Annotated in this window: 13 protein-coding genes; 9 read left to right on the plus strand and 4 right to left on the minus strand. The window is 65.9% G+C overall.

What is annotated here, in order from left to right; genetic code table 11:
- Positions 1–20: 20 nt before the first annotated feature.
- Positions 21–815, plus strand: coding sequence for an SDR family NAD(P)-dependent oxidoreductase (locus tag NS6_RS12485; RefSeq protein WP_068040852.1), 795 nt, complete (start codon positions 21–23; stop codon positions 813–815).
- 230 nt (positions 816–1,045) lie between these two features.
- Here NS6_RS12485 and NS6_RS12490 read toward each other — a convergent pair whose 3' ends face one another.
- Positions 1,046–1,546 (minus strand): MarR family winged helix-turn-helix transcriptional regulator, encoded by a 501-nt coding sequence (locus NS6_RS12490; protein ID WP_068040854.1) that lies wholly within the window; start codon positions 1,544–1,546, stop codon positions 1,046–1,048.
- 110 nt (positions 1,547–1,656) lie between these two features.
- On the opposite strand from NS6_RS12490, the gene NS6_RS12495 reads away from it, so the two are divergent.
- Positions 1,657–1,950: a DUF1330 domain-containing protein gene (locus tag NS6_RS12495; RefSeq protein ID WP_068040856.1), complete on the plus strand. Its 294-nt coding sequence runs from the start codon at positions 1,657–1,659 to the stop codon at positions 1,948–1,950.
- A gap of 599 nt (positions 1,951–2,549) precedes the next feature.
- Positions 2,550–2,867, plus strand: coding sequence for a DUF222 domain-containing protein (locus tag NS6_RS12500; protein ID WP_245669293.1), 318 nt, complete (start codon positions 2,550–2,552; stop codon positions 2,865–2,867).
- Between the two features lie 57 nt (positions 2,868–2,924).
- Here NS6_RS12500 and NS6_RS12505 read toward each other — a convergent pair whose 3' ends face one another.
- Positions 2,925–3,572, minus strand: coding sequence for a TetR/AcrR family transcriptional regulator (locus NS6_RS12505; RefSeq protein WP_068040860.1), 648 nt, complete (start codon positions 3,570–3,572; stop codon positions 2,925–2,927).
- Positions 3,573–3,718: 146 nt separating this feature from the next.
- On the opposite strand from NS6_RS12505, the gene NS6_RS12510 reads away from it, so the two are divergent.
- Entirely contained in the window at positions 3,719–5,305 is a 1,587-nt protein-coding gene (locus NS6_RS12510) for an FAD-dependent monooxygenase (RefSeq protein ID WP_068041037.1), read from the plus strand.
- A gap of 274 nt (positions 5,306–5,579) precedes the next feature.
- Here NS6_RS12510 and NS6_RS12520 read toward each other — a convergent pair whose 3' ends face one another.
- On the minus strand, positions 5,580–6,278 hold the full coding sequence (locus tag NS6_RS12520) for a hypothetical protein (protein WP_068040865.1): 699 nt from the start codon (positions 6,276–6,278) through the stop codon (positions 5,580–5,582).
- 157 nt (positions 6,279–6,435) lie between these two features.
- On the opposite strand from NS6_RS12520, the gene NS6_RS12525 reads away from it, so the two are divergent.
- From NS6_RS12525 to NS6_RS12540, 4 genes are all read left to right on the plus strand, one after another.
- The gene (locus NS6_RS12525) at positions 6,436–7,038 is read left to right on the plus strand and encodes a TetR/AcrR family transcriptional regulator (protein ID WP_068040867.1); all 603 of its coding nucleotides are present in this window, start codon (positions 6,436–6,438) and stop codon (positions 7,036–7,038) included.
- Positions 7,039–7,130: 92 nt separating this feature from the next.
- Entirely contained in the window at positions 7,131–8,327 is a 1,197-nt protein-coding gene (locus tag NS6_RS12530) for an MFS transporter (RefSeq protein ID WP_068040870.1), read from the plus strand.
- Between the two features lie 277 nt (positions 8,328–8,604).
- Positions 8,605–8,934 (plus strand): hypothetical protein, encoded by a 330-nt coding sequence (locus NS6_RS12535; protein WP_068040871.1) that lies wholly within the window; start codon positions 8,605–8,607, stop codon positions 8,932–8,934.
- An 806-nt stretch (positions 8,935–9,740) separates the two neighbouring features.
- Positions 9,741–10,490 (plus strand): DUF6636 domain-containing protein, encoded by a 750-nt coding sequence (locus NS6_RS12540; RefSeq protein WP_157112730.1) that lies wholly within the window; start codon positions 9,741–9,743, stop codon positions 10,488–10,490.
- A gap of 195 nt (positions 10,491–10,685) precedes the next feature.
- Here NS6_RS12540 and NS6_RS12545 read toward each other — a convergent pair whose 3' ends face one another.
- Entirely contained in the window at positions 10,686–11,270 is a 585-nt protein-coding gene (locus NS6_RS12545) for a MarR family winged helix-turn-helix transcriptional regulator (protein ID WP_245669295.1), read from the minus strand.
- 26 nt (positions 11,271–11,296) lie between these two features.
- On the opposite strand from NS6_RS12545, the gene NS6_RS12550 reads away from it, so the two are divergent.
- A complete protein-coding gene (locus tag NS6_RS12550) occupies positions 11,297–11,710 on the plus strand; it encodes a MarR family winged helix-turn-helix transcriptional regulator (RefSeq protein WP_218024265.1) in 414 nt (137 codons plus the stop codon).
- The last annotated feature ends 114 nt before the right edge of the window (positions 11,711–11,824 follow it).

Consider the following 11,824-nt stretch of genomic DNA (forward strand, 5'->3'; position numbering starts at 1 on the left):
AACGACGAAGGGAACGCCTCGTGCAGATCGATCTCGCCGGCCGCACCGCCCTGGTCACCGGCTCCACCCAGGGCATCGGCCAGGCCATCGCCACCGGACTCGCCCGCGCCGGAGCGCAAGTCGTAATCAACGGTCGCGGAACCGACCGCGTAACCAGCGCAGTCGCCACGGTGCGGACCGATTCCGGCAGTGACGCGGTCACCGGCGCCGTGGGCGATCTCGCCACCGAAGAGGGTGCGGCCGCTGTCGTGGCGGCCGTCCCCGCGGTCGACATCCTCGTCAACAACCTCGGCATCTTCGGTGCTATCCCGCCGCTGGAGATCGACGACGCCGAATGGCGTCGCTACTTCGAGGTCAATGTCCTGTCGGCTGTGCGCCTCATCCGCGCCTATCTGCCCGGGATGAAAGAGCAGGGCTGGGGGCGCGTGCTGAATCTCGCCAGCGATTCCGCCGTAGTGATTCCCGCCGAGATGATCCACTACGGAATGACGAAGGCCTCGCTGCTCGCCATCGGCCGCGGATTCGCCAAAGATGCCGCCGGCACCGGTGTCACCGTCAACTCCGTCCTCGCCGGACCCACCCACACCGGCGGCGTCGAGGATTTCGTCCGCGAACTCGTCGGTGATGACCTGCCCTGGGAGCAGGCTCAGCACGAATTCATGGTCCGCCACCGCCCACAATCGCTGCTGCAACGCCTCATCGAGCCCGAAGAGATCGCCAATTTGGTCGTCTACCTCGCCTCGCCGTACGCCTCGGCCACCACCGGTGGCGCCGTGCGCGTGGATGGCGGCTACATCGACTCGATCCTGCCCTGAGCGGACTCCGGTATGCCGAGACAGCTCAGACCTTCGGCAAACCGGTAGGACAGCCCCGGGCGTCCCCGAAGTCGATGTTCGGGCGTGGCCATTTTTTTCTCCGTTGGGTGCGTTCCCATGTTCGCTGTGCCCTGTACGACGGGACACAGTGGAGCTGTTGAGCGATCGCTGTCACCGTCTCCGGCCTCCGCTACCGGGTGTTCCGGTGTCGGCGCAGGTTGGAGCATTTCTCAGTGATCGGACCCGTCGCCCAGGGACTCCAGCAGCTTGCGCAGCAGGGAGGCGAGCTGCCTCTGTTCGGCGGCGGTGAGTCCATCGACCAGCTCGCGTTCGTGGGAAAAGTGGCCTGCGATCAGGGTGTCGACCAGCTGACGCCCCGGCTCGGTGAGGGAGGTCTGAACGATCCGCCGGTTGTCGGGGTGGGTCGTCCGAACGACCAGCCCTTTGGCGACGAGCCGGTCCACCCGGTTGGTCAGCGCAGCCGGTGACAGCATCGCGGCCCCCGCCAGATCACTCATCCGCAGCGTGCCGTTGTTGCCGGCGCGCCGCAGTGTCGCCAGCACGTCGAACTCCCACGATTCCAGGCCGTGGGCGGCGAAGTGCTCCTTGACCCGCTGATCCAACAGTCGCGAGCTGCGGAAGATCCGCAACACCACGTGGACCGGTGTGGCGTCGAGGTCGGGCCGTACCGCGGCCCACTGCTCGGCGATCTTGTCGGTGGCGTCACCCATGGTGTCCAATCTAGCAAACTTTGACATCGAAATGTTTGACACAGATGTCGTACGCTTCTACTGTTAAAAGTTCGATATCGAAAAGTTCGATATGGAAAAAGGAGCTGAGAATGCACTACGTGGTTGTCACCAGGACCGATGCAACCCCGGACAGCGAGATGGGCCATTACCTCGCCAACGTCGGCGCTACCCTGATGCCCTTCGACGGTCGGCTGCTGGCCTTCGCGGCACCCGAAAAGCTGGAGGGCGCAGTTGCCTACACCAAGACCGCCGTGCTGGAGTTCCCTTCCGGGCAAACGGCCCGCGAGTGGTACAACTCTGCGGCATACCGGGAACTGGCAACCTGGCGGATCGGGGTGATGGGGCACCCGGTCGACTTCAGCCTCGTGCCGGGGGTGGAGTGACTCATCGAGGGCGCGGTCCGGCGTTCGAGGGTCTGCCTGTGGCAGTGGCCCGGTCGATCCATCGGCGACGGACCGCCCACTGAGTCGAGTTCGGCCGCAAGGCAACAAGACTCGATCCATCGGACTTCCCGTACTCCACGGTCGTTCATTCGAGTACGTGAAAAGGTGCCGGTGCGATGACTGGACCCCGCGGGCCACCGTGGGGAAATCTCGCAAGCCCGGCGCAGCTGGGTGTGGACCGGGGTGCGTATCGACGTATCGAGTGGGGGCGAGCCGTGGCTCGCCCCCACTCGACTGTGGCGGAGTCGGTGGCCGAGCGTCACGGTGTGTTTCCAGTGGGGTACCGGATCCTCCGCGTGCTCGAACGTCCTACGTGGAGCCGACCGGGGGTGGGGATCGAAATACGGTGCGATCACGCGGTTGTGGAACAACGCGCGGTGGGGAATTGCCTTACCTCGGCTCGCGGCAGGTGCGGGCCGAGACCGGTCGTGAACTTGCGTAGGCGGGTGTGACGGTCAGCGGGATGCCCCGGTGACACGACCCGTGCCGCCTGGCCGTATATCGAACATATGTTCTATGTGTGGGGTAGGCTCGGCGGCGTGAACACACATTCGACTGCATCGGCATCGCATGCGCCGGCACGGAGATGGTCGGAACTGGCCGATGTCGACTTGCTGCGGACCCTCGTCGAAACCGAGCGCCACCGGCGGCGGCTGGGTGCCGCCATGGTTGCCGCAGTCGCCGAGGCCGAGCGCCGTAGTCTTGCTGCCGACACCGGCTATCGGGACACAGCGGAGCTGTTGAGCGATCTGCTGCGGATCAGTACCTCCGAAGCGCGCCGGCGAATCGAATGCGCCGCTCCGCGGATCCGATCGCGTTCCAGAAAGGCGTGGAAGGCGTTGGCGGCGGTGGGCTGAGGCCGAGCCTGGTTGTAGCCGGACTGCGGAGCGTAGGTGCAGCCATGGTTTCGGAGTTCACTGATGTCGGCGGTGTGGCCGTTTTTCGGCGGCATCGAGTGCGGGGGCCAGTGGTGCGAGTGTGGAACGGAGTAGGTCCGGTAATTCGCCGGATGGCACGACGAGTCCACTGATCGCTGGGGAAGTGCCGGCGGGCTGCAGCCATTGTTGGAGGGCTACGCGAACCGCGGCGGCTACGCTGGCCGCGAGCACGCGGGCGGTGTGCGGGTCGCTATCGCCGATGCGTTCGGCGATCGCCTCGGCGAGGGGGTGTTCGATCGCGCTGGGGGCATGAACGAATGCGGTACGCAGTGCGGGGTGGGTGATGATCAGCAGCAGCGCGTCGCGGTCGGATTCGCCTTGGCTGGTGTATTGATCCACGATCGCGTCGATGACGGCGTCGGCGAGGCGGGCGGCGGGCCGGCCGGCCACTGCCGCTGCGACCCGCCTTTCCCGTTCGGAAGTGACAGCGGCGACGATCGCCTGTTCGCGACTCGAGAAGTAATTGTTGTAGGTCCTCGGTGAGACGCCGGCCACTGCTGCGATGTCATCGACGCGCACATTGTCCGGTCCGTGCTCGAGTGCCAGTCGAAGCGCCGCCGTGCGCAGCGCCTCACGGGTGGCCTGTTTCTTCTGCTCACGCAAGCCTGTCCGTCGTGTCGTCACCGCCTCAGCATCCCATTTTTTACTGCGTGTACGCAAAGTTGCGTGCACGCAGTTTTCTCTTCTAGTCTGGCGCTCTCACCCCCGGCCGACAGGAGCCGGGCCGCGGCTGACCGTGTCGCGGCATGGACAGAAGGAAGAAGACACTGATGACCGTCGATGTTGTGATCAGCGGAGGTGGCCCGAACGGGCTGATGCTGGCTTGCGAGCTGAGTCTGGCCGGTGTCCGCCCGCTCGTGTTGGAGCGGCTGGCTACACCGAGCGAGGAACCGAAAGCCAACGGGCTACTCGGCCAGGTCGTGCAACTGGTCGATCGGCGGGGCCTCTACGAGCAGCTCAGTGGTAGTCCGGCACCGCCGCAACCGAACTCCACCTACTTCATGTTCGCCGCGATGGCCCTGGACCTGAGCCTGCTCGACGACAGTCCGATCTACGGTCTGCCCGTCCCACAGCATCGCATCACGGAGGTCCTGGAAAAGCGTGCTGTCGAACTCGGCGCGCAGATCCGGCGCGGACACGAGGTCATCGGCCTGGCGCAAGACGACGACGCGGTCACCGTAGACGTCGCAGGCCCGTCCGGAACCTACCGGCTGCGTACCCGCTACCTCGTCGGCGCGGACGGGGCCCACAGCCTCGTCCGCAAACTGTCCGGCATCGGATTCCCCGGTGTCGGCTACGACCGCGCGACCAGCCGGGCGGCGCACGCCACCGTCCCGTCCGACTGGGTGGACCCGGCGACCGGTGCGCTGACCGTGCCCGGTTACGGGACCATCCGGCCGTTCCTGCCGCTGCGCACCGAGTACGGGGGGTTCTCCTACGCGCCATTTCCCGGCCATCCGCCGCTGATCAGCACGATCGAGTGGGACCAGCCCGATACCGGCGCTCCCATGAGCCTCAGCGAACTCCGCGCCAGCGTCCACCGCGTACTCGCCGCCGACATACCCCTCGGCCCGCCCGCCGGCCAGGGACCGCACGTGCTGCGGCGACTGAGCGGCGGCCACACCCGAATCGCCGACCGATTCCGAGACCGCCGCGTCTTCCTGGTCGGCGACGCCGCCCACATCTACACCGCGGGAGGCGGTCCCGGGCTCAACCTCGGCCTGCAGGATGCGGCCAACCTGGGCTGGAAACTCGCGGCCGATATCCGCGGCAGCGCCCCGGTCGGGTTGCTGGACAGCTACGAGACAGAACGCCGGCAGGCCGCCGCCCGCATGGTCACCTACGCCCAGGCACAATCCGCACTGATCGGGCCGGGCAGCGATGTCACCGCCCTGCGCGAACTGTTCACCGAACTGCTCCACGATCAGGGCACGGTGCAGCGTCTCGCCGCTCTCACTGCAGGCACCGATATCCGCTACGACATGGGTGGACCCGATACCCATCCACTCATCGGCCGGTTCGCCCCGGACATGGAACTGCTCACTCCGGAGGGGGCCGTCCGGCTGGCCGAGCTGACCGAAAACGCACGGCCACTGCTGCTCGACCTGACCGGCGATACGGGCTGGGCGGAATCGCTGCCCGAATGGCATGACCAACTCGATATCGTCACCGCACACCCCCAACCCGGATTGCCCACCGCACTGTTCGTGCGCCCGGACTGCTACGTCGCGTGGGCAACTGCATCGCCCCACCCGGACGCCACGGACCGGCAGGCCCTCCGCGCAGCATTGCAGCGCTGTCTCCTGCCGGTCGGGCGGACGAGCCGGCCGTCGGCGCCGGGAGCGGGAGCCTGCTGAGACGCTCATGCGGCTGCCGGAGGTTTCCGTCGTGACGCCGCCGTCGGCATGGCGGGCGAGCTTTCCGCGCAACCGTTCGACCTGTACATATTCGGTTCTGTTGCAGATCCACAAGCAGTTCGCAAATCTCGAACCCCAGCCGCTCACGGAACCGGGCGAATCGCCGGGCACGGTCGTTGTTCTCCACTGCACCGTGTATCCGCCGTCCCGCCCCATCCGAGGACGGCAGCGGGGCCCGGCGACCGGGTGATGATGCCGCCCGCCCGCCGGATGGTCAGTTCGGATCGGTGACGAGCTGGTGGTATGCAGTGTCGAGCGGGAGGTCGACGGCGAACCAGGCAGCGGGCCGATCGTCGTCTCGGGGGCACCACGCTGTCGTGATACACAGGCGGGCCACTTCTGCCGTGGTCAGACCGGGCAGATGCCACGCAACCCCGGCCGGACCCGTGTATCGCACACCGTATTCGACGGTCGTTTCATCCTCATCGGCCGGCAGCAGCTGCGCCCAGCGGGCCGGAATCAGCCGGCCGTCTACGGCCTGGGCGGCGAGTAGTTCGTAATCCGGGCCGCCGATCGAGACCATGAATTCTTCGTTCTCGGCGCTCACGGCTGCGAGACATTCGCCGGAGTCCGGGCCGCTGTCGGCATCGACCGGCATATCGGTCAGTTGGGCCGAGACCACCAGTCCGGATATCCCGGCGCGCGCCCGCACCTGCCAGATCGCGGCCCAGAGCGGGACCGGCGCCCCATCGCCCCAAGGCAGTCCATCGATACCACCGAGCAGTACATCGACCGTTGCGGCCGGATGCCGCCATCGATACAGGTGTGAACCATTCGCCAAACGCCATACAGTATCCGGTTCGGCCGGTAGCTCCTCCGAACCGAGCAGGACGGAAAACCGGACGGTTCCGAGGGTTGTATCGATCCGAACTGGATGCCGGTCGGCCTGGGCCAGGTGGTCGGTGCGGAGCATGCATCCCATTATCATCCGTCTCGCAACCGAAACCGACACCGCTGCCGCACACCACGACCAGCGAGATCGGCGCCCTGAATCCCGAGCTCGGCCACATCGGGGCCGGCGCCCCGCCGCTTTTGGATATTCAAGTACATAATGCGGTACGGTATGGCACATGGGCAGGCCGAGAGGGTTCGACGAAGTAGCGGTGCTCGACGCATCCGTGAAGCAGTTCCGGGTGCACGGGTTCGCGGATACATCGACAGAGCAGCTCTGTGCGGCGGCCGGTGTGCGTCGTAGCAGCCTGTACAACACCTTCACCTCGAAGGACGAGCTGTTCATTCGCTCTCTGGAGCGACATATCTCCATCACGCTGGAGCAGCAGGAGTCGATTCTGGCCGACGCCGATCTACCCGGCGGCGAGCGTCTCGTGACCCTTTTCGCACTGGTCCTCGACGAGGAACGTGCGGCCAGGAGCGACGGGCATGCGGCGGGCTGCATGATCGTGGCTTCGCGCATGGCGCCCGATATCGGCACCCGCGAGCCCCGGGTGCAGCGGATCCTCGACCGGTTCCACGACGGGCAGCTCTCCCTCATGATGGGCGCGGTGCGCGCGGGGCGCCTCGACGGCTCCCTGCGCGCAGACGTCTCACCGCGCGCGGCGGCGCTCATGATCGTTTCGGCGATCTCCGGTATACGCGTTCTCGCACAGTCGGGTACGGCAGTCACCGAGTTGCGAAAGGTCGCGGACCTCCACCTCGAGTCGCTGAGAGCGTAAAGGAAGGCGTGGCGATGTTGCGACGGCGCCGGTATGCCCTTTTTTTGTATTTTATAGTACATAACTAGATCACGATCCCTGAGGAAGTACCGATGAACAGACACCTGTACCTGCTGATGCTGACCATGCTCATCGTGGTCTCGAGCGAATTGCAGGTCCCGGCAATGATGCCGGAGATGGCCGAGGACCTCGGGGTGGATACCGGCAGGATCGGGCTGCTCGTCTCGATCTTCGCGCTGGGCATGGCACTCGGCGGGCCGGTGATCGCCTATGCGCTACGGCACCGTCCGCCCAAACAAGCATTGCTCACAGTGGTCGCCACATACGCGGTCCCCGAAATGCTTGTCCCCGTGGTGCATGAGTACTGGTGGGTGGTGCTGATGCGGATTCTGACGGGTTGTCTCGCCGGGGCTGCCGTGGGGCTGTCGATCGTCTACGCCACCAAGCTGGCACCGAGTCCGGACAAGATCGGTGAGGCCGTTTCGATCGTCCTCAGCGGCATCATGGCGGGCACCGTGGTCGGGCTTCCGGTTTCCCATTTCATCGCCGGCCGCTGGAACTGGCAGGCAACCTTCTACCTTCTCGGTGTCGCCGCGCTGGCCGTATTCCTGGTGAGTCTGCTCGCCCTCCCCCCGAGAAACGCCGCCACCGCGGACGATAACGCCCAGGACCTGCGCAACCTGCGTCTGCCCACACTGTGGTCGCGCTACCTCGTGAGCTTCCTGACCATCGGAGCTGCCTACGCGGCGTTCTCCTACTTCACTCCGCTGCTGGAACAGAGTGCCGGATTCAGTGCCGATGCGACGACGCTGATCCTTCTCGCGTACGGGCTCTGCTCACTCGTAGGCAACCTCATCGTCGGCAAGTTGGCGGACCGGCACGCTGTCGGTGTCCTGCGATTCGGCCACGCCCTGCTCTTCCTCTCGCTCGGGGTACTTGCCATCGCCGGTCAGGTCCAGCCGCTTGTGCTCGCCATGGTCCTCATCGTCGGGCTCGCCGGCGTCACCATGAACCCACCGCTGGTCACCCGTGTTGTCGAGATCGGCGGCGCCGGCAGCCTCGTCAGCACCATTCATACCTCGGTCATCACCCTGGGTATCACTGTCGGCACCGGCGTGAGTGCGTTCACGATCAGTACGTTCGGCGACGACCCCGGCGTTGCGATGTGGACGGGAAGTGTGTTTGCCCTGCTGGCGGCAATCACGCTCGCCCTGCAGAGCGGGCGCCGGAAAACGCACACTCGACGGCCGGTTCGGGAGCCGGCGCAATCCGTTGTGGGCGCGGAGTGACTGTTCGTAGATCTGATTATCGGTGCAGGTCGCGTCGGAGTGCATCGGAATGACACCCAGCACACAACGCGGTGCGGCGTGCAGTCGCCGAATTATGCAGGGTGGAGACAGATGAGCCCGTGTGCACCGAACTCGGGGCGCCGCGAGTGGCATGCTTGCGAGCTCTCAGTATTGGGTGCTTCGCGTATGTTTCGGCGAGTTCGAGTGGAAGAATCCGGTTGTACGACGCCACGGGCGGTAGGGCAGCGCGTGGCGTGATATTTCGAGAAAGGACCTCATGCAGGCATCGAAGATCCTCGGTTTCCTCGCCGTGCTCGTTGCGGTGCCGGTCATGTCGGCGGCATCGACAGGTGTCGCTGCCGCCGATGCGACCGCGACAGTCACTGCGGGTAAGAAGTGGATTGTGGTCTCGGTGACCACCACCGGCGGGGACCTGCCGGAATGGTGCCGGGTCGATCCCTATTTCGGTACGCCACAAACCGTCAGCCTGGAGGTTGCGCCGTCAGGGAACCTCTTCGTCGACAACGTACCGCCGGGGCCGAGGAAGGTGTCGGTATGGTGCCCGAACGGGGGCGCGAGCGTGCACGACGTGGTTGTCCAGGCATGAGCCGAGTGGTCCGCTCCCGTACTCGCGGCGTTGCCGGCGACTGCCGGAAGGCTGTTCTGGTGGCCGGCTGACGGACCGGGGACCCGGCGTCCTGACCGATAGCACCCTCAGCTGCGGTTCCTCGGATATCTACCTGATTGCCGGCGAGTGCCACCGCGGCCCCAGGTCGTGCGGCCCCCTGGAACGCGAGAAGCCCGGCCAATTCTCGTGCTGATCAGGGTTTCAGGCGTCCAGCATCCAGTACCAGCGTCAGATCGGGCCAGTTGATCGGGTGCTCGGTGTGTGCTCAGTCCGGCCAAGGTCGGGGCGACCCCGTTTCGCTGCCTGGGGATAGGGCTTCGCCTCGTGCCGAGCGGCGTTGTCGCCCGGGATCGCGGACCGGGCGAAGTCCGATCCCCAGGGGTGTTCTCGGGGCGCGTCGGGTACAGGTCCTGGCGGGTTCGCTCGTTGCGTTCCGAGGTACTGCCGCGCCTCGGCGGGCCTTGCCGCCGATGACTGCACCGGCCAGGTGGATCCTCGCGCTCTACCGGCGCTGGCGCAGGGCTCGCGACCTAACCAGAGCGGTGTGGAGGCTGTCGGCGGCGACGGTGGCCGTGTGTTCGCCCCTGCGCAGCCCGCCGGCGCGCTGTGTCGGTGGGGTCGGGTGGCCATAGCATTCACTGAAAATCGGGCAGATATAGCGGAGCCGCCGGCTAGGAACGGGTTTTCGCGCTCAGCATGCGCGTGGCGCCGGCTGGGGGAGCGCGCCGCACACATGTCGGGAGCCATAGGTGGCGTACCAGATATCTTGTGTCACAGACGCGCTAATGATCGAGCACCGTTTCGTATCGAAGCGTAACGAAATGGTCTACTCCTCGATTGTCCCTGCGAGGGCGGGGATAAGCGAACAGGAGAAATTCGTGCGAAGAGTATTTGTGGTGGCTGCACTGGTGGCAGCTGCCGTGGGCCTCACCGCCTGCGACAGCGCGGTCGACCAGAGAGGCGCACCGGTCACCACGTCGGCACCGAGCCTGCATGTCATCACGTCCGACCAGCAGACCGCCGGGCCGGCATCGGCGCCGGCGGCGGGCGCGCCGGTGTCCGGTTCGGCACCAGCGCCTGTTACGGCGTCGGAGAATGCCTCGGAGACCTCCGCTCCTGCCAATGGTGGCTTCACCGACGTCGACGCGAGTAAGTATCAGATCGACGGCAGCTATTTCTTCCAGTCACCTTCCGGGAACATCAAATGCGGCATCCTCGCCTCGGCGCCCTACGGTGTCGGCTGCCAGCTGGCGAAGGCGACCATCGTTACGCCGAAACTGCCGAACTGTACTGATGCGCCGGATCGCAAGGTCGCTGCGCACCTCTATGAAGGCAAGTCGGAGTTCCTGTGCACCAGCCAGGGCATCTTCGTCGGTATTTCGCCGGACGGCTCGCCTGCCGGTGGCGCGGTGCTGAACTACGGTGAATCCCTGACTGCCAACGGCTACACCTGCAGCTCGTCCTCGCAGGGTGTCCGTTGTGTCGCGGGCGGCCACGGTTTCGCCATCGCTGCCGAAAACCAGCACATCTTCTGAGAGCGAAAGAGGGAGCGGCGAGGCGAAGGCCCCGGAGGCGCTGGTGTTCCCCGGCGCACGAACTCCGGGCGGGTTGACTCGTGAACGGATGTCGCCCTCGCGGTTGACTTTCCCGTGATGTGTCTACCCGCATGCGACGAGTCAGCGCAGGCGACGAGGGCTTCGGTGGCGTGGTCTTCGCTTTCGGGCGCACACTCAAATGGTGGCCTGTTCGAGATTGTCGATGATGCGTGCCATGACATTCATCATCTGTGTGAACTCCTGATCGCTCACGCCGGCCGAGGAGAGGTCGCGGATCCGGGCCACCGAGTCGGCGGCCGTCATGCGGATGGTCCGTCCGGCCTCGGTGAGGGCAAAACGTCCCTCCGTATCCTGGCTTACCCAACCGCGCTCGCTCAGCGCGGCGACCACCTCGTGTGGGTCTTCGTTCTCGACCTCCCAGAACGGGCGCAGCGCGTCGGTCAGTTCTGTAGCGCCGGCCGGGCCGGCGGCGAGTGCGTTGAGGGTTTGCCAATCGCGCCGGGAGAGACCGGCTTCGGAAAGTCTCCGGTCGAAGGCCAGTTCGATCAGCTGATCGAGACGTTTGACCTGGTGGCCGATGAGCCGGTTTTCGCCGGCCGGTGCCGGTTCTACTGGCGCCGGCTCGGCTGCGGCCGGCTCACCGCAAGCGGCGGCCAGCGGTATGAGCAGCAAGGTGGCGGCGCCGAGGAGCAGGCTGCGGGCGTTCATCGGTTCTCCCATCACATAGATAACAGACAGCAAGTAGTTGTCGGAAGGCATGTACATGTCTGTAATAACATGTTCTGGTGGACGATGTCGAGTGCGTAGAACGAGCGATGGTTGCGATCCGCCGTCGGCAGACCCGGCGAGCGCTCGCGAAAGAGGGGGAACCGGCCGGGCAGTCCTTCGATGTGCTGGACGTGATCGAGGCGACGCCGACGCCCACGGTGTCGGTGGTGGCGGCTGCTCTGGCCGTGGACCAGCCCCGAGCCAGCAAGCTGGTGGCGGCCGCCGTGGCGGAAGATCTGGTCCACCGGGTCGCCGATCAGGCCGACGGTAGACGTTCGGTCCTGGTCCTCACCGAGCGCGGACGCGAAATCCTCGAACTGTCCCACGCCCGCCGCCGGGCCGCCTTCGAGGCCGCCATGACGGGGTGGACCGTGGGGGAGCGCAGCGAATTCGCGCGGCTGCTCGATCGTTTCGTGCGTGCAATGCCGTGAACGTTTGAGAGGCGCGCAAATACGTAGAGCGGCACAACACTTACTCTTGGATGTTGCAACCCGGCGGAATGGGCAGCCCCGCGCGGCGGGAATTTCGACCGGCCGACACCGGTG

Source organism: Nocardia speluncae NBRC 108251 (genome assembly GCF_001613245.1).
GTDB classification, from domain to species: Bacteria; Actinomycetota; Actinomycetes; order Mycobacteriales; family Mycobacteriaceae; genus Nocardia; species Nocardia speluncae.